General features: G+C 69.9%; 27 protein-coding genes. 16 read left to right on the plus strand and 11 right to left on the minus strand.

Going from position 1 to position 26,332, the window contains the following annotated elements; all coding sequences use genetic code 11:
* From OPU67_RS14970 to OPU67_RS14980, 3 genes are all read right to left on the minus strand, one after another.
* Positions 1-783 (minus strand): helix-turn-helix domain-containing protein (locus OPU67_RS14970; RefSeq protein ID WP_267621051.1); only part of this gene is annotated, 783 nt, incomplete at its 3' end.
* A 152-nt stretch (positions 784-935) separates the two neighbouring features.
* Positions 936-3,206, minus strand: a complete 2,271-nt coding sequence (gene ptsP, locus OPU67_RS14975) for a phosphoenolpyruvate--protein phosphotransferase (RefSeq protein ID WP_267621053.1) — start codon at positions 3,204-3,206, stop codon at positions 936-938.
* Between the two features lie 78 nt (positions 3,207-3,284).
* A complete protein-coding gene (locus tag OPU67_RS14980; RefSeq protein WP_267621055.1) occupies positions 3,285-3,452 on the minus strand; it encodes a YdcH family protein in 168 nt (55 codons plus the stop codon).
* Positions 3,453-3,747: 295 nt separating this feature from the next.
* Here OPU67_RS14980 and OPU67_RS14985 point away from each other — a divergent pair, with 295 nt between their 5' ends.
* Both OPU67_RS14985 and OPU67_RS14990 read left to right on the plus strand, forming a co-directional pair.
* A complete protein-coding gene (locus OPU67_RS14985) occupies positions 3,748-3,957 on the plus strand; it encodes a DUF465 domain-containing protein (protein ID WP_017666379.1) in 210 nt (69 codons plus the stop codon).
* Positions 3,958-4,128: 171 nt separating this feature from the next.
* On the plus strand, positions 4,129-4,590 hold the full coding sequence (locus OPU67_RS14990; RefSeq protein ID WP_267621058.1) for a DUF1465 family protein: 462 nt from the start codon (positions 4,129-4,131) through the stop codon (positions 4,588-4,590).
* A gap of 199 nt (positions 4,591-4,789) precedes the next feature.
* Here the strand turns inward: OPU67_RS14990 and OPU67_RS14995 are convergent, their stop codons facing one another.
* Together OPU67_RS14995 and glpK are read right to left on the minus strand one after the other, a co-directional pair.
* Complete coding sequence (locus tag OPU67_RS14995; protein ID WP_267621060.1) at positions 4,790-5,443, minus strand: hypothetical protein; 654 nt, start codon at positions 5,441-5,443, stop codon at positions 4,790-4,792.
* An 86-nt stretch (positions 5,444-5,529) separates the two neighbouring features.
* Entirely contained in the window at positions 5,530-7,002 is a 1,473-nt protein-coding gene (gene glpK, locus OPU67_RS15000) for a glycerol kinase GlpK (RefSeq protein ID WP_267621062.1), read from the minus strand.
* Between the two features lie 423 nt (positions 7,003-7,425).
* Here glpK and OPU67_RS15005 point away from each other — a divergent pair, with 423 nt between their 5' ends.
* The 3 genes from OPU67_RS15005 to nadA all read left to right on the plus strand — a co-directional run bounded on the left by OPU67_RS15005 (position 7,426) and on the right by nadA (position 10,061).
* A complete protein-coding gene (locus OPU67_RS15005; protein WP_267621064.1) occupies positions 7,426-8,307 on the plus strand; it encodes an MBL fold metallo-hydrolase in 882 nt (293 codons plus the stop codon).
* 38 nt (positions 8,308-8,345) lie between these two features.
* Positions 8,346-8,981: a DUF4230 domain-containing protein gene (locus tag OPU67_RS15010; RefSeq protein ID WP_267621066.1), complete on the plus strand. Its 636-nt coding sequence runs from the start codon at positions 8,346-8,348 to the stop codon at positions 8,979-8,981.
* Between the two features lie 78 nt (positions 8,982-9,059).
* Complete coding sequence (nadA, locus tag OPU67_RS15015) at positions 9,060-10,061, plus strand: quinolinate synthase NadA (RefSeq protein WP_267621068.1); 1,002 nt, start codon at positions 9,060-9,062, stop codon at positions 10,059-10,061.
* Here the strand turns inward: nadA and OPU67_RS15020 are convergent.
* Complete coding sequence (locus tag OPU67_RS15020; protein WP_267621070.1) at positions 10,058-10,972, minus strand: DMT family transporter; 915 nt, start codon at positions 10,970-10,972, stop codon at positions 10,058-10,060. The genes nadA and OPU67_RS15020 overlap by 4 nt on opposite strands.
* A gap of 71 nt (positions 10,973-11,043) precedes the next feature.
* On the opposite strand from OPU67_RS15020, the gene OPU67_RS15025 reads away from it, so the two are divergent.
* Positions 11,044-12,156, plus strand: a complete 1,113-nt coding sequence (locus OPU67_RS15025) for an alkene reductase (protein ID WP_267621072.1) — start codon at positions 11,044-11,046, stop codon at positions 12,154-12,156.
* A 144-nt stretch (positions 12,157-12,300) separates the two neighbouring features.
* Here OPU67_RS15025 and OPU67_RS15030 read toward each other — a convergent pair whose 3' ends face one another.
* Entirely contained in the window at positions 12,301-12,609 is a 309-nt protein-coding gene (locus OPU67_RS15030) for a hypothetical protein (RefSeq protein WP_267621074.1), read from the minus strand.
* Entirely contained in the window at positions 12,606-13,295 is a 690-nt protein-coding gene (gene lipB, locus OPU67_RS15035; protein WP_267621075.1) for a lipoyl(octanoyl) transferase LipB, read from the minus strand. The genes OPU67_RS15030 and lipB overlap by 4 nt, the downstream gene beginning before the upstream one ends.
* 86 nt (positions 13,296-13,381) lie before the next feature.
* Here lipB and OPU67_RS15040 point away from each other — a divergent pair, with 86 nt between their 5' ends.
* Both OPU67_RS15040 and OPU67_RS15045 read left to right on the plus strand, forming a co-directional pair.
* Positions 13,382-14,233, plus strand: a complete 852-nt coding sequence (locus tag OPU67_RS15040; RefSeq protein ID WP_267621077.1) for a glycerophosphoryl diester phosphodiesterase membrane domain-containing protein — start codon at positions 13,382-13,384, stop codon at positions 14,231-14,233.
* A gap of 14 nt (positions 14,234-14,247) precedes the next feature.
* The gene (locus OPU67_RS15045; protein WP_267621078.1) at positions 14,248-15,636 is read left to right on the plus strand and encodes an MFS transporter; all 1,389 of its coding nucleotides are present in this window, start codon (positions 14,248-14,250) and stop codon (positions 15,634-15,636) included.
* Positions 15,637-15,711: 75 nt separating this feature from the next.
* On the opposite strand, the gene arsC is transcribed toward OPU67_RS15045, so the two are convergent.
* The 3 genes from arsC to OPU67_RS15060 are packed head-to-tail and all read right to left on the minus strand — an operon-like array spanning position 15,712 to position 17,403.
* Positions 15,712-16,056: an arsenate reductase (glutaredoxin) gene (gene arsC / locus OPU67_RS15050; RefSeq protein WP_267621080.1), complete on the minus strand. Its 345-nt coding sequence runs from the start codon at positions 16,054-16,056 to the stop codon at positions 15,712-15,714.
* Between the two features lie 10 nt (positions 16,057-16,066).
* Complete coding sequence (locus OPU67_RS15055) at positions 16,067-16,615, minus strand: (2Fe-2S)-binding protein (protein WP_267621081.1); 549 nt, start codon at positions 16,613-16,615, stop codon at positions 16,067-16,069.
* Positions 16,616-16,638: 23 nt separating this feature from the next.
* Complete coding sequence (locus tag OPU67_RS15060) at positions 16,639-17,403, minus strand: class II aldolase/adducin family protein (RefSeq protein ID WP_267621083.1); 765 nt, start codon at positions 17,401-17,403, stop codon at positions 16,639-16,641.
* 94 nt (positions 17,404-17,497) lie between these two features.
* Between OPU67_RS15060 and OPU67_RS15065 the strand changes: the two genes are divergently transcribed.
* The 8 genes from OPU67_RS15065 to OPU67_RS15100 form a co-directional block, all read left to right on the plus strand.
* Positions 17,498-18,895, plus strand: a complete 1,398-nt coding sequence (locus tag OPU67_RS15065; RefSeq protein ID WP_267621085.1) for an MATE family efflux transporter — start codon at positions 17,498-17,500, stop codon at positions 18,893-18,895.
* Between the two features lie 63 nt (positions 18,896-18,958).
* Positions 18,959-21,403, plus strand: coding sequence for a chemotaxis protein CheA (locus OPU67_RS15070; protein ID WP_267621087.1), 2,445 nt, complete (start codon positions 18,959-18,961; stop codon positions 21,401-21,403).
* Positions 21,400-21,867, plus strand: coding sequence for a chemotaxis protein CheW (locus OPU67_RS15075; protein WP_267621089.1), 468 nt, complete (start codon positions 21,400-21,402; stop codon positions 21,865-21,867). The genes OPU67_RS15070 and OPU67_RS15075 overlap by 4 nt, the downstream gene beginning before the upstream one ends.
* A gap of 55 nt (positions 21,868-21,922) precedes the next feature.
* Entirely contained in the window at positions 21,923-22,288 is a 366-nt protein-coding gene (locus OPU67_RS15080) for a response regulator (protein ID WP_267621091.1), read from the plus strand.
* An 80-nt stretch (positions 22,289-22,368) separates the two neighbouring features.
* Entirely contained in the window at positions 22,369-23,451 is a 1,083-nt protein-coding gene (gene cheB / locus OPU67_RS15085; RefSeq protein WP_267621092.1) for a chemotaxis-specific protein-glutamate methyltransferase CheB, read from the plus strand.
* Positions 23,448-24,311: a CheR family methyltransferase gene (locus tag OPU67_RS15090; protein ID WP_267621093.1), complete on the plus strand. Its 864-nt coding sequence runs from the start codon at positions 23,448-23,450 to the stop codon at positions 24,309-24,311. The genes cheB and OPU67_RS15090 overlap by 4 nt, the downstream gene beginning before the upstream one ends.
* 103 nt (positions 24,312-24,414) lie before the next feature.
* Complete coding sequence (locus tag OPU67_RS15095; protein WP_267621094.1) at positions 24,415-25,941, plus strand: putative bifunctional diguanylate cyclase/phosphodiesterase; 1,527 nt, start codon at positions 24,415-24,417, stop codon at positions 25,939-25,941.
* On the plus strand, positions 25,938-26,332 hold a 395-nt coding region (locus OPU67_RS15100; RefSeq protein WP_267621095.1), incomplete at its 3' end, for a hypothetical protein. The genes OPU67_RS15095 and OPU67_RS15100, both read left to right, overlap by 4 nt.

Raw genomic sequence — 26,332 nt, forward strand, 5'->3', positions numbered from 1 at the left:
CGCCAGCAGCGCGGCGGCGGACACCGGCGCGCCGGCGATCGTCTGGGCGCGCTCGGCGAGCCGTGCCACCGCCTGGCCGCCGACCGTGATGTCGAGCGCGTCGGGGCGCCCGGTGTTGATCCGCGGATCGCGCGCCGCGGGCGGGACCTCGAGCGTCTCGCCGCGCGCGAGGGTGCGCTCGGTGAGGCGCTCGCCGCCCTCCTCGTAGAGACGCACCCAGATGCCGTCCTGCGTCGCGGTAAGGACCACCGGCCCGCTCGGCGCGGCAGCGGTCGGCGCGGGCGCGGCAGCCACTGGCGCGGTGGCGGTCGCCGCCGGTTCTGGCGGCAGCAGCGAACCGGGTTCGGCCCCGGCACCGAAATGGGTGCGGTAGAATGCGAAGGCGCCGATCGCGAGGATCAGCACAGCCCCGCCCGCCGCCCATGCGAGGCCCGAGGACGGCAGGCGCGCCGGATCGCCCGGCTCCATGCCCGGCGCCGCGACAGTGCGGCGCATCGGGCCGTCGGCAAGTTCGGCGCGGACCGCATCGGTGATCTCGGCCGGATCGAGCCCGACCGCCTTGGCGAAGGTGCGCGCGAACCCGATCGCATAGGCGCGCGAAGGGAGCGCGTCGAACTGCCCGTCCTCGATCGCCTGGAGGTGGCGCAGCGGAATGCGGGTTTCGGCCGCGATGTGCGGCAGATCGAGCCGCAGCGCCTCGCGCGCCGTGCGCAGGGCTTCGCCGGGCCGTGAAACGGGCGTGGCGGGCGCGGTTTCGGCGCCGGGAGAGATGTCGCTGTCCATGGTAACCCGAATGCTGACGCGCCTTCTTGCGAGGCTTGCGCTTGTGTGAGTGGGAGTGTGCGCGGGGACCGGACTCGCCGCCGGGGCGCGTCCTGTCAATGGGCCGCTTAGCACACTACCGCACCCCGCGCACGCCTCTCCGCAAGCCTGCGTCAGTCATATTCGATGTCGCGCGCGCTCGCCCAGCCGGCCAGTTCCTCGCGCAAGCTGCGATGCGGACTAGCGAGCCAGCCGTTCATCGCTGCGGTCAGTTCGGCAAGGTCGACCTTGCGCACCAGCTCCTTGATCGGGCCGACGGCGGCCGGCGTGATCGACAGGCGGCGGTAGCCGATGCCGAGCAGCGCCAGCGCCTCCAGCCTGCGCCCGCCCATCTCGCCGCACACGCCGATATCGACGCCCGAGCCGACGCTCGATTGCATGACCCGCCGCAGGAAGCGGAGGATCGAGGGGCTGAGCCAGTCGTAACGCTCCGCCAGCTTCGGGTTGGCGCGATCGGCGGCGAACAGGAACTGGGTAAGGTCGTTGGTGCCGATCGACAGGAACGACAGGCGCGGCAGCAGCATGTCGAGCACCTCGGCCAATGCGGGCACTTCCAGCATCGCGCCGAAGTTGATCCGTTCGGGCAGAAGCTTCTTCTGCGCGCGCAGGAAAGCGAGCTGTTCGTCGAAGACCTGCTTGGCCGCGTCGAACTCCCACGGTTCGGAGACCATCGGGAACATGACGTAGAGCGAGCGCCCGGCGGCGGCTTCCAGCAGCGAGCGCGCCTGGATCTTCATCAGGCCTTCGCGTTCGAGCGCAAGGCGCAGCGCCCGCCAGCCCATCGCCGGGTTCTCGTCCTGCGCGGCGATCTCGGACGCGAGATAGGGCACCGACTTGTCCCCGCCGATGTCGACCGTCCGGAAGATCACCGGCTTGTCGCCCGCCGCGTCGAGCACGTCTCGGTAGAGCCGCGTCTGCCGCTCGCGCTGCGGCAGGGTGGCCGAGACGAGGAACTGGAACTCGGTGCGGAACAGGCCGACGCCGTCGGCGCCGGTCATCGAGAGCGCCGCCATGTCGTCGCGCAGGCCGGCGTTCATCATCACCTGGATGCGCGTGCCGCAGCGGGTGAAGGGCTCGACATCGCGCAGCTGCGCGTAGAGCGCCTGCTTCTCGCGGCTCTTGGCGAAGCGCGCCTGGAAGGCGTCGGCGACCTGCGGCAGCGGGCGGACGATGGCGCTCCCAGCCGAGGCGTCGAGCAGGATTTCGTCGCCCTCGCGGATGGTGGTGCGCACGCCCTTGGTGCGGCCGATCACCGGCACGTTCATGGCGCGGGCGACGATCACCACGTGGGCGGTGAGCGAGCCCTCTTCCAGAATGACACCCTTCAGCCGCCGCTTGTCGTATTCGAGCAGTTCGGCGGGGCCCAAGTTGCGGGCGATCAGGATCGTGTCGCGCCTCAAACCCTGCGAGGCGGCGGTGCCGACCTGCCCGGCGACGATCCTGAGCAGGCGGTTCGCCAGATCCTCGAGATCGTGCATCCGGTCGGCGAGCAGCGGATCGTCGATCTCGCGCATCCGCATCCGGGTGTGCTGCTGGACCCGCTCAATCGCCGCCTCGGCGGTGAGGCCGGCATCGATCGCCTCGTTGATACGCCGCGACCAGCCCTCGTCGTAGGCGAACATCTTGTAGGTTTCGAGCACCTCCTCGTGTTCGCCGCCGACGCCGAATTCGGCCTGGCTGGCGAGCCCGTCGATCTGCTGGCGCATCTTGTCGAAGGCGCGGTAGACCCGCTCGCGCTCGGCCTCGATGTCCTGCGCCATCACCTGCGTGATCTCGACCCGCGGCTGGTGGTAGACCGCATGGCCTGCCCCCAGCCCCTTGACCAGCGTCAGGCCCGCAAGCGTCTGCGGCCCGACCATCTCGGAGGTGAGACCGAGCGCCTCCTCCTCGTCGATCAGCTCGGCATTGGCGATCAGCTCGGAGAGCACCATGGCGGTGGTCTGAAGCGCCTCGATCTCGATGTCCTCGTAGCGGCGCGGCTCGACATGCTGGACGCACAGCACCCCCACCGCGCGCTCGCGGTAGACGATCGGCACGCCGGCGAAGGAGTGGAACTTCTCCTCGCCCGTTTCCGGGCGGTACTGGAAGTCGGGGTGGGCCTTGGCCTCGGCAAGGTTGAGCGTCTCGACCTTCCTGGCGATCTGCCCGGTCAGCCCCTCGCCGATCGCCATGCGGGTGACGTGCACCGCGCTCTGATTGAGGCCGCGGGTGGCGAACAGCTCGAGCATCCCCTCGCGCAGGAGGTAGATCGAGCACACCTCGCTCGACAGGCATTCGCCGATGATCTCGACCACCTGATCAAGCTTGCCCTGCGCGTGCAGGCGCGAGGCCATCACCTCGGTGAGGCGGAGGAGGATCTGGCGGGCGGCGGCGGCGGCGGTCATTGCCGTCGAGGTCTATTCATTCCGTACGGCAAATGCAAAAGCGCATTGAAATCGCACCGCCGCCGCAGCGGCCCGGGATCAGACGCCGGCGATCTCTTCCTTGAGGCGCAGCTTCTGCTTCTTCAGGGCCTGGATCATCGCGGTGTCGGGCGCGGGGCGGGCCATCTCCTCGCGAAGCCGCGCCTCGAGACCGGCGTGCTTGTGCTGAAGCGCGGTGAGGTGGGAAGACACTGCGGTCGATGCCATTATGCGTTCTCCTGTCCTGCGGGGGGATGCCCCCGGAAAGGCGACTCGGCACACGATGCGGCCGGGCCGCAGGTTTCAGTGAAACCACAGGCAGACTGGCTTGCAAAGTGCGAATAGATCCTGAACGCCGCACCGTGGCTTTCGCGCGGGGAACGGTTGGATCGCACCGCTCGCCAAGGCGGGCAAAATCGCGCGATCCCATCTTACAAAATGCGCCGGGAACGCGTAGCGCAGGCGTGCATTTGGCGCAGGCGACACCCCCGGTGGCGGGCAGCGAAGAGGATCAGGGGCGACGATGACCGAGCAGGAGCTCAGGAAAAAGCTCGAATTGCTCAAGACCGAGCACCGCGACCTCGACGCCGCGATCGCCGCCCTGACCGAAGCGGCGCGCGGCTCCGCGTCGGCGGATATGCTCCAGATCGCGCGGCTGAAGAAACGCAAGCTGCGGCTGAAGGACCAGATCGCGATCATCGAGGATACGCTTTTGCCTGATATCATTGCGTAATTTGCAGTGCAGGCCGCCTTCCACCGGCGCAGTCCCCCCGCCCCGCCTCGCCCCGCATGGTTACCGCGCCGGTCATTCTGTTCCCCGAAGGGACGGATGTGAAAATCGACGGGATAGTAACCATGTTGGAGGTGGCGGGCGGGCGCCTCGGGGCGTAGGCTGGGCGCCAACATGGACCGCACCCCTAATCTCTCGCGCCCGATCATCGAGGCGCTCTACACCGAAGCGCTGGTGCTCGCCGACGAGGTGCGCGCGGTGTTCGCCGCCGGCACGCGCGAACCGATCACCGGGGAGGACGCCTTCGTGCGCCTCGCGCTCTCGACGGAAGGGCTCAAGACCACCACCCGGATGATGCACGTGCTCGCTTGGCTGCTCAACCAACGCGCTCTTTTTTCAGGCGAATTGTCCGAAAATCAGGTGCGGATGCACGGCGGCCTGCCGCCCGATCGCGCCGCCGACGAGGGCCAGCTCGCCCTGCTCGAACCGGAAACCCGCGAGCTCATCGCCGACACCGAACGGCTCCACCGCCGCATCGCCCGATTGGACGAGGCCTGGCGCCAGCGCTTCGACGAGAGCTCGCCGGTGCAGGCCTTCCAGGACCGGATCGGACGCGAATTCGGCCGCCTCGGTTAAGGCCGCCCTGCTCTCCCCGATGTTTCACGTGAAACACGGCGCAAAACGTGGCCTGAAGGGGGTGTAGCGGGGGTCTGGAGGGGGTCTGACCGCGGGCCAAGGCGGACTTTGCCGGGGCTGCGCTGCCGCTGGCGCCGCCTGCGTTCAGGCCGCCGGAGCAGCGGGGTGCCGCCACCAAGCACGCAAACAAGCCTTGCGGTCAAAGCCCGACAGCGATCCTGAAGTTTGTTTCGGCCAGCTGACTTTTTTCATCCGTCCGCCCGAACAATCGGTAGCGGCTCGGATGAGGCATAGCGACGATCCGCCTGCCGCTCGCGCTCTCCCATACGTTGATCGTCTGTCGACCCCATCCTGCTGGCAGGTCGAGGATGTGCTCGGCGTTCATGATGTCTGCGAGGTGGAGCGCAGGCTCCTTTCCCATCGTGAGGAAGTGCGTCGCTGGCGAAGTGGCGAGAATCCAGCTCCAGAGCTCGTGCGCAAATGCAAGGGCCTCGGCCTGCTTCTCGAGCGCGTGCCAACTGGGCGATCGAAACGGCACGAACTGAATGCAAAGACTGTCGCCGCTGCCGATTCCGAGCAATTCATGCCACTTCTGGATCTGCAGCTGGATCGGCGCCTTGCCCTTTCCCGGCCCCCAGTCATGGTCGAAGTAGGCGTTTCCTGCCGCCTCATCCCAGACACCTTCGTAAGGGTAAGTGTCCCCATCCCCCCCGCCGCCCGGATTGAGGCCCACGAACGCGAACTTCGCCGTCCGCAGCGTTGCAGCCGGCGTATACATCAGGGTCCAGCCGTGCTGGTAGCCCAGCGCATCATACCTTTGCTCAACGATTTCCCGGGTGATGGGCGTCGTCATTGTCTTCCCTCACTTGTCATCCGCAAGGCATCTCACATGAAACAAGCCGATCAAGCACCACTCGTGCGCGTCGCCGATGCCAAACCTTAGGCCGCCGCCAGCGCCTTGCGCCAGGCTGCCAGCCGCGCGTCGCGCACGTCGTCTCCCATGGCGGGTTCGAACTTGCTCAGCCGCCCGCGCATCGCCTGCGCAGCGCTGCCGAGGTCCGGGTAAAGCCCCGCTCCTGCCGCTGCCAGCATCGCCGCGCCCAGTGCCGTCGTCTCGACGAAGCCGGGGCGCTCCACCGTCACCCCGAGCACGTCGGCGAGGTCCTGCGCCATCCAGTCGTTGGCTGCCATGCCGCCGTCGATCCTCAAGGTCTTCCACGGCGCGCCGTCGGCCGTGAAGGCGGCGGCGAGGTCGTGGGTCTGGTGCGCCATCGCCTCCAGCGCCGCGCGCGCGAGCTCGGCCTTGCCGCTCGCGAAGGAGAGCCCCGCGATCACCCCGCGCGCCTCGGCGTTCCAGTGCGGCGCGCCGAGGCCCGCGAGCGCGGGCACGATCACCACCCCGCCGCTGTCGGGGATCGAGCGGGCGAGCGCCTCGGTCTGGCTCGCCACCTCGACGATGCCGAGCGAATCCCGCAGCCACTGGACAAGGCTCCCGGCGACGAACACCGAGCCTTCGATCGCGTAGGTGCGCACCCCATCGCACTGGGTCAGCACCGTGCCGAGCAGGCGGTTCGTCGAGCGCGGGATGCGGCTGCCCTGACAGGTCAGCACGAAGGCCCCGGTGCCGTAGGTCGCCTTGGTCTGGCCGGGCGCAAGGCACGCCTGCCCCACGGTCGCCGCCTGCTGGTCGCCCGCAAGGCCGGTGATCGGGATGGCGCGGCCCAGCAGCGAAGGGTCGGTCATGGCGAGCGGCCCGCAGGTGTCGACCACGCCGGGAAGCGCCGCGAGCGGCACGCCCAGAAGCTCGCACAGCTCCTCGTTGAACTGCGCGTCCTCCAGCCCCATCAGCAGCGTGCGGCTGGCGTTCGAGGCATCGGTGATGTGCGCCGCGCCCCCGGTCAGCTTGAACACCAGCCAGCTCTCGACCGTCCCGAAGGCGAGCGTGCCCGCGTCGGCTGCGGCCTTCACTGGCGGAACATTGTCGAGCAACCAGCGCATCTTGGTGCCCGAGAAATAGGGGTCGAGCAGCAGCCCGGTGCGCTCCTGCACGCCAGCCTCGTGGCCGGCCTCGCGAAGCGCGGCGCAGAAGGGCTCGGTGCGGCGGTCCTGCCAGACGATGGCGTTCGCCAGCGGCTCTCCGGTCGTGCGGTCCCACGCCACCACCGTCTCGCGCTGGTTGGTGATCCCGATGCAAGCGATCATCGCCGCCCCGCCCGCCTTGGGCACCACGTTCTCGGCGCAGCGGAGCGTCTTCTCCCAGATTTCCGCGGGATCGTGCTCGACCCAGCCGGACTGCGGATAGTGCTGGGTGAGCGGTTCCTGGTGGCTGGCCACCAGCACGCCGTCGGAGGCGAAGAGCATCGCGCGGGTCGAGGTGGTGCCCTCGTCGAGGACGAGGATGTAGTCGGACATGAACAGGCTCTCCCGAGATTTTTGCGCCTCACTAGCCGTTCGTGTCGAGCGAAGTCGAGACACCTTCGGCGGCAGGCCTCTCGACTTTGCTCGAGACAGGCCTCTCGACTTCGCTCGAGGCGAACGGGGGGGGTGGCCCTCATGTCTTGCCGGGCGGCATCACTCGGGTCCCTCCCGCACACCCGCACCCGTTCGTGTCGAGCGAAGTCGAGACACCCCGCGCACGTCCTCTCGAGTCCGCACGGGACAGGCCTCTCGACTTCGCTCGAGGCGAACGGAAAGCGTCCGAGGGCCCACCCCCGGCCCCTCCCGCAGGCGGGAGGGGAGTTATCAGTGCTGTCTTCCCCCCTCCCGATTGCGGGAGGGGTCGGGGGTGGGCCATGCAAGCTTGCGGTAAGACACCGCGCGCGCCATGTGAGGGAGATGGTCACCATCCCCCCCAAGCCCTGGCCCACCGGCCTCGGCGAAGATGTCGAGCCGCTGGTGCGCCGCGTGCTCGCGCCCAATCCCTCGCCCTACACCTTCACCGGCACGCAGACCTATGTGGTGGGGATGGCGGACGGGCCGGACTGCGCGGTGATCGACCCGGGGCCGAACGAGCCCGATCACATCGCCGCGATCCTCGCGGCCGTGGGCGCGCGGAAAATCCTCGCGATCATGTGCACCCACACCCACCGCGACCACTCCCCCGCCGCCGCGCCGCTCGCTGCCGCGACCGGCGCGCCGATCGTCGGCTGCGCGCCGCTGGTGTTGGCTGTCGATGGCCCGCGTTCGGACGAGGCCTTCGATCCGACCTATGCCCCCGACCGCGTGCTCGAGGATGGCGAGGGGATGCGCGGCACTGGCTGGACGCTCACCGCCGTGGCGACGCCCGGGCACACCTCCAACCACCTGTGCTTCGCGCTTGAGGAGAGCGGCGCGCTCTTCACCGGCGATCACGTGATGGGCTGGTCGACCAGCGTGGTCATCCCGCCCGACGGCGACATGGGCGATTACATGGCGAGCCTCGACAAGCTGATGGCGCGCGAGGACGTGCGCTACCACTCGGCCCACGGCCCCGCGATCGAGAAGCCCAGGCAGCTGGTGCGCGGCATGATCGGCCACCGCCGCCAGCGCGAGGCGCAGATCCTGCGGCTGCTGGGTGAGGCCGCGCGCCCGGTCAGCGGCTTCATCCCGGAGATGTACAAGGGGCTCGACCCGCGCCTCGTCGGCGCGGCGGAGATGAGCGTGACCGCGCACCTCCTCGATCTCGCCAGGCGCGGCATGGCCGTGCGCAGGGAGGGCGAGCTGTGGGCGATCGCGTGAGCCCGCCGCCTGCTCGCGCGCCGCATCCTGCGCCCGCCGTGGCAGGTGCGGGCGGCCGGCTGGGCGCGCGCGGCGAGGCGATCCTCGCGGCTCTTGCGGCCGCACTGCTGGTGGCGACGCTGTTCCTTGCCTGGCGCGCCTATTTCCACCGCGAGGAGGGCGATCCGGTCGCAAGCGCGATGCAGACCTTCACGCGGCAGAACGATCTGATCGTGCTCACCTACCGCTTCCAGGTCGTCTCCGAGAGCGTCATCAAGGGTCCGGTCGATCTCGCCGTGCTCGAGCGTCGCCAGCTGGTGATCGTGCCCGCCCTGGTCGATTACCGGGTCAGGCTCGGCGAGATCCGGAGGTCCGACATCCAGTGGGACGATGACCGCCAGGTGATGACGGTGACCTTGCCGCCGCTCCGGATCTCGCGTCCCAACATCGACGAGGCCCGCGCCCGCGCCTTCACCGACGGCATCTGGGTCTCTCGCAAGGACGCCGAGAGCCTGGCACGGAGCAATTCGCGCATCGCGGAGGCGCGCGCCATCGAATATGCGAAGGACGGCGAGGCGCTGGGCCTTGCTCGCACCGCGGCGCGTGAAGCCGTGCAGCGCAACCTCGCGGCACCGTTGCAGGCGATCGGCTTCGAACGGGCCCGGGTCGAGGTGCGCTTCGAAGGCGAGGGGTGAGGGCCCGCGCTTTTCGCTCGAAAAGCGCGCGGGCGCGCCTATATCGGCGGCTCCTGATGTGATGGGGACCGACCGACGATGAGCCTCTTGACCCGCAACCCCACCGGCACCGATCTGCTCGCCGAGATCGACCGTCTCCGCAAGGAGAGGAACGCGGTGATCCTCGCGCATTACTACCAGACGCCGGACATCCAGGACATCGCCGACTTCGTGGGGGATTCGCTGGAGTTATCGAGGAAGGCCGCGGCCACGGACGCGGACGTGATCGCCTTCTGCGGGGTCAAGTTCATGGCCGACACCGCCAAGATCCTCTCGCCGCACAAGACCGTGATCCTGCCCGACATGGACGCCGGTTGCAGCCTCGAGGACTCCTGCCCGCCCGAGAAATTCCGTGCCTTCCGCACGGCGCACCCCGATCACATCGCGCTCACCTACATCAACTGTTCGACCGAGGTGAAGGCGCTCTCGGACATCATCGTGACCTCCTCGAGCGCCGAGACGATCCTCGCCCAGATCCCGCCCGAACAGAAGATCATCTTCGGCCCGGACCGGCACCTCGGCGGCTACCTTTCGCGGAAATTCAACCGCGAGATGCTGTTGTGGCCCGGCGTGTGCATCGTCCACGAGGCGTTCAGCGAGACCGAGCTCCTGAAATTGAAGGAGCAACACCCCGGCGCGCCCATCGCCGCGCACCCGGAATGTCCGCCGACGATCATCGACCATGCCGATTATGTCGGCTCGACCAGCGGCATCCTGAGCTTCGCCAAGACCTTCCCCGGCGACACCCTGATCGTCGCGACCGAGCCGCACATCATCCACCAGATGCAGAAGGCCCTGCCCGAGAAGCAGTTCATCGGCGCGCCCGGCGCGGACGGGAACTGCTCGTGCAACATCTGCCCCTACATGGCATTGAACACGATGGAGAAGCTCTACGTGGCACTGCGGGATTTGTCGCCGCAGGTGGAGATCGAGGAAGGCATCCGCGTGAAAGCCAAGCGCAGCCTCGACCGGATGCTGGAGATGGCGAGCGGGACCGTGGGCATGGGCGACCTGGGGAAGGTGGCGTTCAGCGGGGACTAGGTTGCCCGCGCCCGCGACACCGCCAGCGCCGCGCCGACCAGCACCATGCCGACGATATCCAGCCCGCTCAGCACCTCGCCGAAGGCCAGCCAGCCGTAGATCGAGGCGACCGCGGGCTGGGTCAGCAGCGCCAGCCCCACCACCAGCGGGGGGAAATAGCGCAGGGCGAACACCATCAGCCCCTGTCCGACCAGCTGGCTGAGCACGAACAGGCCGACAACCGGCCCCCACGCCTGCGGCCACACCGGCTCGCCCAGCAGCAGCGCGATGGCGAGCAGCACGGGGGCGCCGAAGACGCTCACCCAAACCAGCAGGCTCCACGACCCGAAGGCGCCGCGCGCACTCTGCAAGGTGAGGAGGTAGACCGCGTAAAGCAGCCCTGCCGCGACCGAGAACAGGTCGCCGACCAGCGTCTCGTGGCTGATCTCGAGGCTGCGGCCCATCAGGATCGCTGCCCCCGCCAGCGCAAAGAGGATCGCCAGCCATTCCAGCCGACCCGGCAGGGTCCGCGCGACGAGGAAACCCCAGAACAGGAGCACGATCGAGCCGGCATTGCCGAACAGCGTCGCGTTCCCCAGCCGGGTCATGCCGATCCCGATATGCCAGCTGGCGAGATCGAGCGCGAAGGTCACCGCGCCCAGCGCCACCAGCCCCAGCGTCTTCGCCCCCATCCCCGTCAGCGGCTGGCGGTTTGCCCGGGCGAGCAGCACCATGAAGGGCAGCGCCAGGAACAGCCGCCAGAACCCCGCCGCAACCGGCCCGGTGTCGGCGATCCGCACGAACCACGGCCCGATCGCGAGCGCCACGTTGCCCCCGAACAGCGCGAGCAGCAGCAGCCACTGCGCCGGGCGCGCGCCCTCGACCGGGGCGGCAGCAACAACTTCTTCTTGGGTCCGGCCCGCTTTTTCCATGGTTGCGCCCTAGACCCGCTCGCCCCAAGTGGATAGCCAATCGAAACCCGTTCGAGAGGATATCTTCAGATATGCACGACGTCCTGTTCCAGCCGCTCCAGATGGGCGCGCTCCACGCCAAGAACCGCATCCACATGGCCCCCCTCACCCGCGGCCGCGCGGCCGAGCCGATGTTCGTGCCCAACGAGCTGATGGCGACCTATTACCGCCAGCGTTCAGGTGCGGGGATGATCCTCACCGAGGCGACCGGGATCAGCCGCGAGGGCCTCGGCTGGCCGTCGGCGCCCGGCATCTGGAGCGAGGAGCAGACCGAAGCGTGGAAGGCCACCACCACAGCGGTCCACGAGGAGGGCGGCCTCATCGTCATGCAGCTGTGGCACATGGGCCGCATCGTCCACCCGGTGTTTCTGGACGGCGCCGCCCCCGTCTCGGCAAGCGCGACCACCGCGCCGGGCGAGGCGCACACGCCGCAGGGCAAGCAGCCCTATGCCGAGGCGCGGGAGATGACGCACGAGGACATCGCGCGCACCGTCGCCGATTACCGCCGCGCCGCCGAGAACGCCAAGGCAGCCGGCTTCGACGGAGTGCAGCTGCACGGCGCCAATGGCTACCTCATCGACCAGTTTCTGCGCGATTCCTCGAACCTCAGGACCGACGAATACGGCGGCAGCCCGGAGAACCGCACCCGCTTCATGCGCGAGGTATTGGAAGCGCTGATCGACGTGTGGGGCGAAACCCGCGTCGGCATCCGCCTCTCGCCCAACGGCGAGACGCAGGGCTGCGACGACAGCGACCCGGCGGCGACCTTCGGCGCGGCGGCGAAGGTGTGCGAGGAGCTCGGCCTCGCCTTCGTCGAACTGCGCGAGCCGGGACCGGAGGGCACCTTCGGGCGCACCGACGTGCCCAAGCAGAGCCCGCTGATCCGCCAGATCTACACCGGCAAGCTGATCCTCAATTCCGACTACACCGCCGAGGAAGCGGTCCGCGACATCGAGAGCGGCAAGTGCGACGCGGTGAGCTTCGGGCGGCCCTATATCTCCAACCCCGATCTCGACAAGCGGATCGCCGCGGGCGCCCACTGGAACCCCAACAAGGACGTCCCCAAGAGCTGGTACTTCCCGATCCCGCAGGGCTACACCGACTACCCGACGCTCGCGGAAGAACAGGCCGAAGCGGCGGAGTGATTGTGCTCCCCCCTCCCCTCGGGGAGGGGGGCAGGGGGGGTGGGGGCTCCACGCCAGCGGCCACGCCGCGAGGCCTGTCGGCCTCGCCCCCAGCCCCGAGCCTTCCTCACGCGGAAGGGAGACAGCGTCGCTGACGTCGCCGGCTTATTGCGGCGGCTGATCGGGTGCGGGCGCTGCCGCCGCCTCATCGGCCACCGCAGCTTCATCGATCCCCGGCACCGGCTCCGCTTCGGGCTGCTCGCCCTCGAGGCCCGGCGCGGTGTCGGCGGGGCCCTGGCGCGGGGCGAGCGGGGCTTCGGAGGTGAGTTCGCCGAGCGGGATCATCGCATCGCTCACCGATCCGGCGAGCACCTCGCCCGAGGCGCCCGCGCCTTCCTCGGCCGGGGCGGCCTGCTGCTCGCATCCGGCGAGCGCGAGGGCGAGACACAGGGCGGCGAGCGGGGCGCGGTTCATCGGCAGGCTCTTTTCGCCGCCGCGTCCAGCGCGTCAAGAAAATCCGGTGCGCAGGCAATCAGCGCCTCGTCCCATTCCTCGGCCGAAACCCGGAGGCCCAGCCGCGCGAGGCTGGTGACACCGTATTCGGCGATACCGCAGGGGACGATCCCGCCGAAGTGCGTGAGGTCAGGGTCGAGGTTGACCGAGAAGCCGTGCATCGTCACCCAGCGCCGCACCCGCACGCCGATGGCGCCGATCTTGGCTTCGCTGCCGTCGATGTCGTGGGTCCAGATGCCGACCCGGCCCTCGGCCCGCCAGCTCTCGACGCCGAACTTCGCGAGGGTGGCGATCACCCACCCCTCGATCGCGTGGACGAAGCAGCGCACGTCGCGCCCACGCTTCGCAAGGTCGAGCACCAGATAGCCGATCCGCTGGCCGGGGCCATGATAGGTGTAACGCCCGCCGCGCCCGGCTTCGACCACCTCGAAGCGCGGATCGACCAGCTCGGCCGGATCGGCGCTGGTGCCGGCGGTGTAGACCGGCGGGTGTTCGAGCAGCCAGACGAGCTCCGCCGCTGCGCCCGCCTGCACCGCGGCATTGCGCGCCTCCATCGCGGCGAGCGCGGCGGCGTAGGGCACGGGCGCGGTCTCGCGCTGCCATGCGATCGGGAATGCTGTGGCCTGGGCGGGAGCAATGCTTGCCATGGCGCAGCGGTGGGGGCATTGAGCGGCGAGATCAAGAGGCGATTGCGCGCGCCCCCGCGCGCCGCCCGCAGCAAGGGACGCGCGCGATGGCAAACCGCAAGCTCGACATGGGCAGGGCGTGGACACTCACGACAGGGCTGATCGGCGCGAACCGCGACACGATCGGCGCCATCGCGGGGCTGTTCTTCTTCCTGCCCTCGCTGGTCGCGTCGATCTTCGTCCCCGCGCTCGCCAACCCGCCCGCGCCGGCAGGCCCATCGGGCGCGGATCCGGACGCCGCGATGCAGGCGCTGACGGCGCAGATGAGCGCGATGTATGCCGACAACTGGCCGCTGCTGACGGCGATGCTGGTGATCCAGTTCATCGGCTCGATGAGCCTGCTCGCCCTCCTCAGCGACCGCGGCAACCCGACCGTGGGCGAGGCGCTGGGGACCGGCATCCGCTCTATCCCGGCCTATCTGCTGGCGCAGATCGTCAGCGTTCTGGGCGCAGGGCTTGCCATCGGCCTTCCGGCGGGGCTGCTGGCGGCGGCCGGCAACCCGGCGCTGATCGCGGTGGGGGTGATCGTGACGATCGTCGCGGTCATCTACCTGTTCGCCAAGTTCGCGCTGCTCGCCCCGGTCATCGCCATCGAGGGCGAACGCAACCCGATCGCGGCGCTCAGGCGTTCGTGGCGGCTGACCAAGGGCAATTCCTTGCGCATCCTGGTGTTCCTGTTCCTGCTGATGTTCACCATCGGGCTGATCGCGACGCTGGTTTCGGCGGTGCTGACGCTGATCCTCTCGGCGATCGGCGAGCCGGTCACGACGATCGGCATCAACGTGGTGAGCGCGCTGGTGAATGCGGTGATCACGGTGGTGTTTCTGGTGGTCACCGCGGCGATCCACCGCCAGCTCGCCGGCCCCTCGCAAGAGGCGGTGGCCGAAACCTTCGCCTAGGCCGCGAGCGGCGCGTGGCCGACACCGAACCTGACCTGACGCCGACCCGCGCGCCTGCGCCCGCGCCCGCCGCTGCCGCCGTGGCCGAGCCTGCCACGGGCGCGATCCCGCGCTCGCGCATGGCGCTCCTGTTCATGGTCATGCTGGTGACCGCGGCCGGAAACACCGCGATGCAATCGGTGATGCCCTCGATCGGCACCGCGCTGAAGGTCGCCGACGTGTGGATCAGCCTGGCCTATTCGTGGTCGGCGCTGCTGTGGGTGGTGTGCGCGCCGTTCTGGGCGCGGCGATCCGACCAGCGCGGGCGCAAGGCGATGATGGCGCTGGGCCTTTCCGGCTTCATCGTCAGCTTCGTGCTGTGCGGGGCGGCGCTGTGGGCGGGGCTCGCCGGCTGGATGTCGGCGTTCTGGACGCTGATTGCCTTTGCCGCCGCGCGCAGCCTCTACGGCGGCTTCGGCAGCGCCGCGCCCCCGGCGGTGCAGGCCTATGTCGCATCGCGCACCCCGCGCGCCGAACGCACCCAGGCGCTGTCGCTGATCGCCTCGAGCTTCGGCCTCGGCACGGTGATCGGCCCGGCGCTCGCGCCGCTGATGGTGGTGCCGTTCCTCGGGCTGGGGCTGACCGGGCCGTTCATCGCCTTCGCCGCGATCGGCGTGGTCGCGCTGGTCCTCTTGCGCCTGCGCCTTCCCAACGACACGCCGCAGTTCGCCGCGCGCGGTCAGGCCGCCCCCTATTCGAGCGCAGCGGGGGGCGCCCCGGCCGATCCCGACGGCGGGCTGGAGACCGAGCAAGCCGGCAATCCGCCGCGCCTCAGCTGGCGCGATCCGCGCCTGCGCCCGTGGGTCTTCGCCGGCCTCGTCGGCGGCCATGCGCAGGCGATGGTGCAGGGGATCGCGGGCTTCCTCGTGCTCGACCGGCTGGGCTTGCGCGCCATGCCCGATGCGGGCGCGGGGCCGATCGGCATCGTGCTGATGGCAGGCGCGATCGCCACGCTGCTGGCGCAATGGGGCCTGATCCCGCGCTTCGACCTCGGCCCGCGCACCGCCAGCCTGTGGGGCATCGCCGCCGCCGCGGCGGGCACCATGATCCTCGCCGTCGCGGGCGACCTCCACCTCATCGCGCTGGGCTATGCCATCGCCTCATTGGGCTTCGGCCTGTTCCGCCCCGGCACCACGGCAGGCACCTCGCTCGCCGTCACCCGCGCCGAGCAGGGGCAGGCTTCGGGCATCGTCGCAAGCCTTGCGGGCGCGAGCTACATCTACGCGCCGGCATTGGGCGTTTGGCTCTACGGCCATTCGGACTACCTGGGCTTCGGCCTCATCGTCGGGCTGTGCCTGATCGTGCTGGTCCACGGCTGGTTCAAGCTGCAGGCGGACCGGGATCTTACCAATGAACGGACCTAGTCCATTTCCCCGTTCGCCTCGAGCGAAGTCGAGAGGCTTGCGCAGGTGTCTCGACTGCGCTCGACACGAACGGGGCTAGAGGATCTCCAGCACCTCGTCCTGAGGGCGGCACAGGCGCACGCCCTTGTCGGTCTCCACCAGCGGGCGCTCGATGAGGATCGGGTCGGCGACCATCGCCGCCAGCACCGTCTGATCGTCCGCTTCGGGCAGACCCCGCTCGGCCGCGTCGGTGCCGCGCACCCGGAGGCCCTGCTGCGGCGTGATCCCGGCATCGCGGTAGAGCTGGGCGAGCTTCTCCGCCGAGGGCGGGTCCTTGAGATATTCCACCACCGTCACCTCGACGCGGCTAAGGTTCTCGAGGATCGCCAGCGTCTTCCGCGAGGTGCCGCAGGCCGGATTGTGCCAGATCGTCGCCTTCATCGCCTGTCCCTCATCCCCCCGGCGTCACGCGCAGCGCCGGCACCGCCTTGGCCGCGTCCTCGGGGCTGATTCCCGGCGCGGGCGCCGCGCTGACCCGCTCCTGCCGCTGCATCACCCGCCCCGCCTGCTCGATCGCCTTGACGAGCCGCGGATAGACCCCGCAGCGGCACAGATTGGGGACCGCCCCCTCGATATCCTCGCGCGTCGGCGCGGCGTTGCGCTGGAGCAGCGCGGCGGCCGACATCACGATCCCCGGCGTGCAGTAGCCGCATTGCACGGCCTGCTGCGCCACCATCGCCTGCTGCACCGGGTGCGAGCGATCGCGGCTGAGGCCCTCGATGGTGGTGATGATCCGCCCCTCGGCCTCGGCGAGGGTGATCGCGCAGGACCGCAGGGCCACCCCGTCGACCAGCACCATGCACGCCCCCGAACACGCGGGCCCGCCCCCGCAGGCCTTGGTGCCGGTGAGGTTCATCGCCTCGCGCAGCGCGTAGAGCAGCGGGGTGCGCGGATCGAGCCGGAACGCGACCGGCCGCTCGTTGACGGTCATGCCGGTCATGGGGGTGCCTCAGGCCGCGGTGCTCACTGGCGCCAGCTGTCGTCGATCCGGTCGATCTTGCGCTTCCACGCCTCGAAATCGAACAGCCCCGCACCGCCCTGCCCGCTCATCACCGAAAGGTCGCGCTGGTGAACCTCGATCACCTCGCGCGGGACGAGCACGGGATCGCCCATGGAGAGGGTCGCCACCTGGATCTCGCAGGCGCGCTGCAGCGCCCACATCTTGACGAACATCCCCTGGATGGTGCGGTCCATGACAACGGGGCCGTGGTTGCGCAGCATCAGGATGGTGTGGTTGCCGAGGTTCTGCACCAGCCGCTCGCCCTCCTCGGGGCGCACGGTGACGCCCTCGAAGTCGTGATAGCCGATCTGGCCCTGGAAGTTGCAGGCGTAGAAATTGGTGGGCAGCAGCCCGTCCTTGTGGCTCGCCACCGCCATCGTCGCGGTGGTGTGGACATGGCAGATCGCATCCGCCCGGCCGCCCAGATGCTTGTGGAAATAGGCGTGCTGGGTGAAGCCCGCCTTGTTCACCATGTAGGGCGAGCCGCCGACATTGTTCCCCTCGACGTCGATCTTGACGAGGTTACTTGCGGTAACCTCGCTGTAGAGCAGGCCGAAGGGGTTGATGAGGAAGGTGCCCTCCTCGCCCGGCACCTTCAGCGAGATGTGGTTGTAGATCGATTCCGACCAGCCGAGATGGTCGAAGATGCGGTAGCACGCTGCCAGATCGAGGCGGGCCTGCCATTCTTCCTTGCTGCACTCGATACCGGGCTTGAGCTGGGTCGCCATGGGGCCGTTCCTCTCCGTCGTTCCTCGCGCCCCGCTATCGCACGCCGAGCGAAGGCTTTGCAAGCCGCACGCGGGCGGCTAGTCCGGGCTTGCGATGAACACCGGCGCGTCTGCCTCACCCTCCTCCGCCCCGCCCCCTTCGGCGCGCCTCGTCACCGGCTCGATCCCCGGGCACCTCCTCAGCCAGACGGCCCCGGCGGTGATCGGCGTCGCCGCGATCATGTCGATCGGGATCGTCGATGCCTACTACATCGGCCAGCTCGGCAGCGACGCGCTGGCGGCGATCTCCTTCATCTTCCCGATCACCGTGGCGATCACCTCGCTGGGGGTGGGCGTGATGGTGGGGATCAACTCGGTCGTCGCGCGGGCGCTCGGCGAGGGGGACCTTGCCAAGGCGGCGCGGCGGGCGAACCTCGGGATCGTCTTTGCCTGCCTCGTCGGGCTGGTCATGGGGCTTGCGCTGTGGCTCGGCTCGGACGCGATCTTCGCGGCGATGAACGCGCCCGCGCGCCTGATGCCGCTGATCCACGCCTACATGGCGCCCTTCGCCGCCAGCTTCCCGCTGAGCCTTGCGATCATGGGCTTCAACGGCGTGCTGCGCGGCCAGGGCGAGGCGCGGCGGACGAGCACCATCTCGATCGTCTATGCCGCCGCCAACTGGGTGCTCGACCCGCTGCTGATCACCGGCGCGATGGGCTTTGACGGCTTCGGCATCGCGGGCGCGGCCTATGCGACGGGGATCGGCTGGGCGCTGGGCGTGGTGGTCGCGGTGTGGCTCTTGAAGGGCACGCCCCTGCCGCTCAACCTCGCCCTGCTGCGCAATTGCGATCTCCTCGAACCCGCGCGGGCGATCATCAGGGTGGGACTTCCCGCCGCCTTCTCCAACGCGATCAACCCCTTAGGCCTCTCGATCCTCACCGCGCTGGTCGCGCTCGAGGGCGATGCGGCGGTCGCCGGGTTCGGCGCGGCGGGCCGCTTGCAAAGCTTCGTGATCGTCCCGCTGCTCGGCCTGTCGGGGGCGATCGGGGCGATCGTCGGGCAGAACTGGGGCGCCGGCCGCATCGACCGGGCGCGCGAGGCGGTGATGTATGCGGGCGGCTTCTGCATCGCCTGGGGGCTGCTGGTGGCGGTCGGCGTGATGGCCGCCGGGCAGGACTTCGCGCGGATCTTCACCAGCGATCCCGCCGTCATCGCCGAGTTCGACCTGTACCTGAGGATCGCGGCCTGGGGCTATGCCGGGTTCGGGCTGCTGATCGTCGGCAACGGGATCATGAACGCGGTCGACCGGGCAGGATTCGCCCTCGGCCAATCCGTCGCGCGGGTGTTCCTGGTGATGCTCCCGGTGGCGCTGATGCTGCGCCCTGCGATGGGTTCTGCCGCGATCTACACCGCCGAACTGGCCGCCAACCTGTTCGGCGCGCTCACCGCGGCGGTCCTGATCCGCCATATCTTCGCCCACCGCCCGCCCGCCCCCGCCGCAACGGCGCGCTAGGAGCCTGTTAACCAACCCTGCCGCATAGCCTTCGCTCGCAAGGGCAAGAGGGCGCTGCTTCGCATGGACGATCTGCTGGCGGATTTCATCGCCGAGACCCGCGAGATGTTGGAAGCCTCGGGCGGCGAACTCGTCGCCTGGGAGGCCGATCCTACCGACCGCGCGCGGCTCGACGCGATCTTCCGCTTCGTCCACACGGTGAAGGGCAATTGCGGCTTCTTCGACTTTCCCCGCCTCGCCAGCCTCTCCCACGCCGCCGAGGATGCGCTCGCCGATTGCCGCGCCGGGAGGCGCGAGCCGGACCAGCGGCTGGTCACCGCGGTGCTTGCCATCATCGACCGGATCGCGGCGATGGTCGATGCCATCGAGGCCAAGGAACCCTTCCCCGAAGGCGGCGACGAGGACCTCATCGCCGGGCTCGATGTTTCACGTGAAACACCCGAAAACCCTGCGCTGGAGGGGGTCTGCGAGGGGTCTGGCCCGCCCCTGCACGCCCCTGCGAGCGCGCTGCTGGGCTCTGGCGAGGAGCAAGCCCCGGCTGGCCGCCGCAGCGATTCCGCCGCCGCCGCCGTTGCCGCCGCCACCGCCCAGCGCACCATCCGCCTGCCCGTCGAACTGCTCGACCGCGTCATGAGCGGCGTCTCCGACATGGTGCTCGCCCGCAACGATCTGGCCCATCGCCTGCGCCAGGCCGGCACCCAGCCGACCATCGACGGCCCCTTCGAGCGGCTCACCACGATCCTTTCCGACGTGCGCGACGCGATCACCCGGATGCGGATGCAGCGCATCGAGACGCTGTTTGCCGCCCTCCCCCGCATGGTGCGCGACCTTTCCGCCGAACTCGGCAAGCAGGTGATGATCGATCTCGACGGCGGCGATGTCGAACTCGACCGCGAGATGATCGAGACCATCCGCGATCCCATCACCCACCTCATCAGGAACGCCATCGACCACGGGATCGAGAGCCCTTCCGCCCGCCTCGCCGCCGGCAAGCGCGAGATCGGCCTCCTCTCCATCGCGGCGCGCCAGTCGGGCAACACCATCAGCATCGTCATTTCCGACGACGGGCGGGGCCTCGACGAGGAGCGGATCGCCGCCAAGGCGGTCGCCACCGGCCTCATCACCGAGGCCGAACGCGCCGCCATGCCCCGCGAGAAGCTCCTGAACCTGATCTTCGAGCCGGGCTTCTCCACCGCCGAAACGGTCAGCAACGTCTCCGGGCGCGGCGTCGGGCTCGACGTGGTGCGCCAGAACCTCGAGAAGGTCGGCGGCTCGATCGCGGTGAAGAGCCAGCCGGGCGAGGCGACGCTGTTCCGCCTGCAGATCCCGCTCACCCTCTCGATCATCGCCGGGCTCACCGTCGAGATCGCCGGGCAGCGCTTCGCGATCCCGCAATCCTATGTCGAGGAGATCGTCCAGGCCTCCTCGCAGGCGCTCGATTTCACCCGGCTGGGCGAGACGGCGCTCGTCACCTTCCGGGGCAACCGCGTGCCCTGCCTGATGCTGGGCGAGGTGCTCGGCTTGGCTAGCGAGAGCACGCCGGCCGAACCCACGCTGGTGATGCTGCGCCTTGCCAGCGGCGATCTCTTCGCGCTCGCGGTCGAGGGCATCCACGGGCACGGCGACATCGTGGTCAAGCCGCTCGCCCCGGCGGTGATGCGCACCGGGCTCTATGCCGGATCGACCCTGCTCGACGATGGCCAGCCGGTGCTGCTGCTCGACGTCGCCAACATCGCCGCGCAGGCGAACCTCATGGCCGAGACGCGGGGGCGCGTCTTCAAGCCGCTGGCGCAGGCCGAGGCGGCGGCCGAACCGGCGGCGCGCGCGATGCTGTTCACCGATTTCGCCGGGCGCCGGGCAGCGGTGCGGCTCGAATTGGTCCAGCGCATCGAGACCGCGCCGGCGAGCGCCATCGACCGCTCCGCCGGCCGCCCGCGCGTGGTGATCGACGGGATGATCCTGCCGCTCGTCGGCCTGCCCGACACGCCCCTCGCCCAGTCCAAGCTGCGCCTGCTGCGCCTTTCCGACGGGGCCTGCGACCTGCTCTATGCGGTGCGCGAGGTGGAGGACGCGGTGGAACTCGCCGATACCTTGCGCCCCGTGCCCGAGGACCCCTTTGCCGAGGGCATCACGCTGGTCGCCGGGCAGCCGGTGACGCTGATCGATGCCCACGCCCTGTTCGCCGCCCATGGCGAGGCGCCGCTCCCGGCGAACCGCCCGCGCGCCGTGCTGCCCGAGGGGGACTGGGCGCGCAGCATCCTCGCCCCGCTGGTGGCGGCGGCGGGATACGAGATCGTCGCGCCTGCCGAGGCCGGCCCGGATGCGCTCGGTATCCTCTTCGAGGACGTCTACGAGGCCGCCGAGGCGCTCGGCCGCCCGCTGCCGCCGCGCGTCATCCGGCTGCGCGACCAGCCCGAGGCCCCGCCGGCGAGCGGCACCATCTACCGCTACGACCGCGAGGGGCTGCTCGCCGCGCTGGTCGCCGCACGCAAGGGAGGCGCGGCATGATCGGGGAGCTGCTGGTGGTGGCCCGCATCGCCGGGCGCGCCTGCGCCTTCGGGGCGCTCGACGTCAGATCGGTGATCGAGATCGGCACCGTCACTCCGATCCCCCGCGCGCCCGCCTGGATCGCGGGGATCGCCGCGCTGCGCAGCCAGGCGCTGACGGTGATCGACTGCCGCCGCGCGATCGGGCTGGCGGGCGGCGCGGGCGAGGCCGCCTGGCCGACCGATCACCGCGCCATTGTGGTGTCCGAGGGGGGGCATTCCTACGCCCTCCTCGTCGACATGATCGAGGACATCACCACCGCCGCGAGCGAAGCCGGGCAGGTGCCCGGCGGCTTCGGCGCGGAATGGTCGCGCATCGCCAGCGGCATGGTCGAGACGATGGCGGGCCCGGCGCTGCTCGTCGATCTTTCCGCTCTGCTCGCCGGACCTGAGGGACTTTCGCGCGAAATCGAGACCGCGGCTTAATCCTATAATTACCAAATGGACCCACTTTGGGCGCGGCCCAAGCGCAGGATGTCCCATGAAAACTTGCCTGATCGTCGATGATTCGCGCGTGATCCGGAAGGTCTCGCGGCATATCCTCGAGACCCTCGGCTTCGCGGTGGAGGAGGCCGAGAACGGCAAGCTGGCCTTGGATGCCTGTGCGGTGGCGATGCCCGATGTGGTGCTGCTCGACTGGAACATGCCGGTGATGACCGGCATCGAATTCCTCGTCCACCTGCGCCAGCGCGAGGGCGGCGACAAGCCCAAGGTGGTGTTCTGCACCACCGAGAACGATGTCGCCCACATCCGCCAGGCGATCCAGGCCGGGGCGGACGAATATGTGATGAAGCCCTTCGATCACGAGACGCTGCAGATCAAGTTGCAGCTTGTCGGGTTTGCGTGACCCGCCCCGCCCCAGCCCCGCGAGCCCCTGACGCCCGCCGGCCCTTCGCCCATGCGGGCGCGGGGGCGGCGATCCGGGTCATGGTCGTCGACGATTCGCTGACGGTGCGCACGATCTTCAAGCGCATGGTCGAAAGCGATCCCGCACTGATGATCGTCGGCACCGCATCGAGCGCGGAGGGCGCGATCGGCCAGCTGGCCGCGACGCCCGCCGACGTGGTGCTTCTGGACCTGGAAATGCCCGGGATCGGCGGATTGGGCGCGCTCCCCGCGATCCTCGCAACGCCCGGAAGCCCGCAGGTGCTGGTGGTCTCCTCGCTGACCATGGACGGGGCCGAGCACACGCTCACCGCGCTCCAGATGGGCGCCGCCGACACGCTGGCAAAGCCCCGGCCGGGCGGCTTCACCGAGGATTACCGCACGCAGCTGCTCGGCAAGATCCGCGCGCTCGGCAGCCGAGCGGGGGGTGATGGCGAGGCGGTCCTTTCGCCGGCGCGGCCGGCCCTCGCGCCCTCCTTCGCCCGGCCCGGCCTTGCCCGCCGCGCCCGCCGCCCGGAGGCGGTCGCGATCGGCGCGTCGACCGGGGGGATCCACGCGCTCGGCCTCATGCTGCGCCAGCTGCCGCGCGACTTTGCGGTGCCGCTGCTTGTCACCCAGCACCTGCCCGCCTCCTTCATCCCGGTCTTCGCCCGCCAGGTCGAGACCGCCTGCGGCCGCCCTGCCGACATCGCCGCCGACGGCCTCGTGCTGACCCCGGGCCGGATCGCCGTCGCGCCGGGCCACGGGCATATCGTGGTGCGCCGCAAGGGAAGCCTCGGCCTCGTCGTCGAAGTGTCCGACGCGCCCGCGCCGAGCGGCTGCGTGCCTTCGGTCGATCCGATGCTGGAAAGCCTGGGCGAGGCCTGCGAGGGCCGCGCCTTGGGCGTGATCCTTTCGGGCATGGGCCGCGACGGGGTGCTCGGCGCGCAGGCACTGGTCGATGCCGGGGGCACGATCTACGCGCAGGACGCGGATTCGAGCGCGGTGTGGGGGATGCCCGGCGCCGTCGCGCGGGCCGGGCTCGCCAGCATCATCGCCTGCCCCGAGCGGCTCGGCGAGGCGGTCGGCGCGCAGGCCGCCCTGCCCGTCCTGCCCGCCCCCGCCCTGCAAGGCGCGCGCCCATGATCGAAGGCAGCGAGGCCAGCCACCAGATCATCGCCGACCTGCTCGAGGCGCGCACCGGCCAGCACCTGACCGAAAGCCGTCGCTGGCGGGTCAATTCGGCGCTGGCGGGGATCTTCCGCGCGCACGGCATCTCGAACGTCGACCAGCTCGTGTGCCTGCTCGCATCGCCGCCGGCGGGTAGCCCGGACCTGGCGCAGGAGGTGGTCGAGGCGCTGCTCAACAACGAGACCTATTTCTTCCGCGACAAGCCGACCTTCGATCAGCTGCCCGCCGAAATCCTCCCCGAACTCGCCCATCGCCGCCGCGATGGCCGCCGCCTGTCGATCTGGTCGGCGGGCTGTTCGACGGGGCAGGAGGTCTACAGCCTCGCCATGCTGTTCACCGAACAGGCCGAGCGCTGGCAGGGCTGGACCATCGACATCCTCGGCACCGATGTCTCGCACCGCGCGATCGAGGCGGCGCGCAGCGGGCTCTACAGCCCCTTCGAGGTGCAGCGCGGCCTGGGCGTCGCCCAGATGCTGCGCCACTTCGACGAGACCCCGCGCGGCTGGCAGGTGCGCGGGGACGTGCGCGCGATGGTGCGCTTCCAGCAGCACAACCTGCTCGGCCCCGCCCACCCGGGTCGCCTGCCCTTCGACCTCGTGCTGTGCCGCAACGTGCTCTTGTATTTCGACCGCGCCACCCGCCGCGATGCCTTCGACCGGCTCGCGGGTGCGGTGATGGGGGACGGGTTCCTGATGCTCGGCGCGGGCGAGACCGTGGTCGGCCAGACCGAACGCTTCGTCCCCGCCGCGCGCCGCGCGAGCTTCTTCGAGCCGGTCGCCGCGCTCGCTCCGGCCGCCCTGCGCCGCAGCGCCTGATGGCGCTTGCCGGGAGGCGATGCTTTACCCTTCCTTAGCCGCTTGTCTTTAGCACGTTTGCCACGCGCCAGAAGGCGGCGCGCGGAGTGGAACTGGTCTGGCCGTGAGCGCATCGAAGCAGCCTCTGCACAAGACCTCCGCGGGGCTCGTGGTGATCCCGATCGCGGTGTCCTGCGTGCTGACCGGGGCGCTCTCGGCCGCGCTGGTGCTGACCGGGCGCTGGGAGACCGCGCTCAAGGCCCCGCTGATGATCGTCGCGGTGCTGATCTACGCGCTGGTCCTGTTCATCCTCGGCCGCAGCGGGATCGAGAATGTGCGCGGGCTCGAACGCCGCGCGAGCATCGACACGCTCACCCGCCTGCCCAACCGCCACACGCTGGGCGAGGACATCGAGCGTATCTCGCAGGGCGACGAGGAACTGGCGCTGGCGATCATCGACCTCGACGGGTTCAAGCAGCTCAACGATCATTACGGCCACGCGATGGGCGACCGGCTGATCGCGCGCTTCGCCCAGGAACTGCGCAGCGTCTGCGGACGTGAGGCGCGCTGCTACCGCCTCGGCGGCGACGAATTCGCGGCGCTCGCGAACGGCAAGGTCGCCGGCACGATCCTCGAAGGCCTGTGCCGCACCCTGCTCGAACGGCTCGGCACCCCGCTGGCGCTCGACGGCCGGCACTTCGCGATGGGCGCGAGCATCGGCCTCACCCGTTCGCTGCCCGAGGACCGCGCCCCGGCCTCCGAGCTGCTCCGCCGCGCGGACGTGGCGATGGACATGTCGAAGCGCGGCGGCAAGATGCGCTGCACCTGGTTCAACGAAAGCTTCGACCGCCGCCGCGAGCGGGTGCGCGAGATCGAGGACGAAATCCGCGCCGGGATCGCGGCGGGCGAATTCGCGCTCGCCTACCAGCCGCTGGTCGATGCCGAGACCAAACAGATCGTCGCGGTCGAGGCGCTGCTGCGCTGGAATCGCGGGTCGGAGCGTGACGCGCTGGGCCCCAACGTCTTCGTGCCGATCGCCGAGGATTCGGGCCTCATCAACCCGCTCGGATTGTGGGTGCTGCGCCAGGCCGCCTGCGATGCGCGCCGCTGGGACGACATTACGCTGTCGGTCAACATCTCCGCCGCGCAGCTGCGCAACGCCGAATTCCCGATCCGGCTGGGCGAGGTGCTCGAGGAAACCGGCTTCCCGCCCAGCCGGCTGGAACTGGAGGTGACCGAGACCTGCCTCGTGCTCGATCCCGTGGTTGCCGAGCGCACGCTGGACGTGATCCGCAGCTTCGGTGTCCGGATCGCGCTCGACGATTTCGGCACGGGCTACGCCTCGATCGGCTTCCTGCGGCGCTTCCGCTTCGAGAAGCTGAAGCTCGACCGCAGTCTGGTGGAGCTTGCGGGCGTCGACGACGGCAGCCGGGCGATGATGCTCTCCTCGATCGCGCTCGCCCGCGCGCTCGACATGGGGGTGACGGCCGAGGGCGTCGAGACCGAGGAGCAGGCCGAGCTGGTGCGCCTTGCGGGGTGCGACCAGATCCAGGGCTGGCTCTATTATCGCGCGCTGCCGGCGGAGGATATCGACCGCTTGATCGCCGCGCAGACCGCGCTGCTGGCCGGGGGCAAGGAGGCCGCGGCATGAGCGCGCTCGGCGAGATCGCGCTGGATTTCGAGGCGGAAAGCGCCGCCCCCGCCGCCGCCGCCGCCGCTGCGCCGGGCGGCGTCTTCGCCCGCGCGCGCCGCCGCTTCGCCGCGTTGCCGGTGGGCGGCAAGATCACCGCCTTTTTCAGCTTCAACCTGCTGTTCGCGCTCGCGGCGGGGATGTTCGTGGTGGGCGGCTATATCGAACTGGGTCAGCGGGCCGAGCGCGTGCGGGCCACCCACGAGGCCGCGCTCGCGGCCGAGCGGCTGGTGGTGCTGCTCTCCGAAAGCCAGCGCCATGCCGAGCTGCTGGTCGCGACCGGCGACCTCGCGCGGGGCCGCGCAGGCAGCGCCGCGCTCGCGCGGGCAGCGGCGAGCGCAGAGGTCTTCGC

Origin of the sequence: Erythrobacter sp. WG (assembly GCF_026586795.1) — a bacterium.
GTDB lineage: Bacteria > Pseudomonadota > Alphaproteobacteria > Sphingomonadales > Sphingomonadaceae > Erythrobacter.

Bases quoted from the DNA above. Each gene is read 5' to 3' on its own strand.
- ptsP (WP_267621053.1), bottom strand. From the start codon at position 3,206: ATGACCGCCGCCGCCGCCGCCCGCCAGATCCTCCTCCGCCTCACCGAG.
- OPU67_RS14980 (WP_267621055.1), bottom strand. From the start codon at position 3,452: ATGGCATCGACCGCAGTGTCTTCCCACCTCACCGCGCTTCAGCACAAG.
- OPU67_RS14985 (WP_017666379.1), top strand. From the start codon at position 3,748: ATGACCGAGCAGGAGCTCAGGAAAAAGCTCGAATTGCTCAAGACCGAG.
- OPU67_RS14990 (WP_267621058.1), top strand. From the start codon at position 4,129: ATGGACCGCACCCCTAATCTCTCGCGCCCGATCATCGAGGCGCTCTAC.
- OPU67_RS14995 (WP_267621060.1), bottom strand. From the start codon at position 5,443: ATGACGACGCCCATCACCCGGGAAATCGTTGAGCAAAGGTATGATGCG.
- glpK (WP_267621062.1), bottom strand. From the start codon at position 7,002: ATGTCCGACTACATCCTCGTCCTCGACGAGGGCACCACCTCGACCCGC.
- OPU67_RS15005 (WP_267621064.1), top strand. From the start codon at position 7,426: ATGGTCACCATCCCCCCCAAGCCCTGGCCCACCGGCCTCGGCGAAGAT.
- nadA (WP_267621068.1), top strand. From the start codon at position 9,060: ATGAGCCTCTTGACCCGCAACCCCACCGGCACCGATCTGCTCGCCGAG.
- OPU67_RS15020 (WP_267621070.1), bottom strand. From the start codon at position 10,972: ATGGAAAAAGCGGGCCGGACCCAAGAAGAAGTTGTTGCTGCCGCCCCG.
- OPU67_RS15025 (WP_267621072.1), top strand. From the start codon at position 11,044: ATGCACGACGTCCTGTTCCAGCCGCTCCAGATGGGCGCGCTCCACGCC.
- OPU67_RS15030 (WP_267621074.1), bottom strand. From the start codon at position 12,609: ATGAACCGCGCCCCGCTCGCCGCCCTGTGTCTCGCCCTCGCGCTCGCC.
- lipB (WP_267621075.1), bottom strand. From the start codon at position 13,295: ATGGCAAGCATTGCTCCCGCCCAGGCCACAGCATTCCCGATCGCATGG.
- OPU67_RS15040 (WP_267621077.1), top strand. From the start codon at position 13,382: ATGGCAAACCGCAAGCTCGACATGGGCAGGGCGTGGACACTCACGACA.
- arsC (WP_267621080.1), bottom strand. From the start codon at position 16,056: ATGAAGGCGACGATCTGGCACAATCCGGCCTGCGGCACCTCGCGGAAG.
- OPU67_RS15055 (WP_267621081.1), bottom strand. From the start codon at position 16,615: ATGACCGGCATGACCGTCAACGAGCGGCCGGTCGCGTTCCGGCTCGAT.
- OPU67_RS15060 (WP_267621083.1), bottom strand. From the start codon at position 17,403: ATGGCGACCCAGCTCAAGCCCGGTATCGAGTGCAGCAAGGAAGAATGG.
- OPU67_RS15065 (WP_267621085.1), top strand. From the start codon at position 17,498: ATGAACACCGGCGCGTCTGCCTCACCCTCCTCCGCCCCGCCCCCTTCG.
- OPU67_RS15070 (WP_267621087.1), top strand. From the start codon at position 18,959: ATGGACGATCTGCTGGCGGATTTCATCGCCGAGACCCGCGAGATGTTG.
- OPU67_RS15075 (WP_267621089.1), top strand. From the start codon at position 21,400: ATGATCGGGGAGCTGCTGGTGGTGGCCCGCATCGCCGGGCGCGCCTGC.
- OPU67_RS15080 (WP_267621091.1), top strand. From the start codon at position 21,923: ATGAAAACTTGCCTGATCGTCGATGATTCGCGCGTGATCCGGAAGGTC.
- cheB (WP_267621092.1), top strand. From the start codon at position 22,369: ATGGTCGTCGACGATTCGCTGACGGTGCGCACGATCTTCAAGCGCATG.
- OPU67_RS15090 (WP_267621093.1), top strand. From the start codon at position 23,448: ATGATCGAAGGCAGCGAGGCCAGCCACCAGATCATCGCCGACCTGCTC.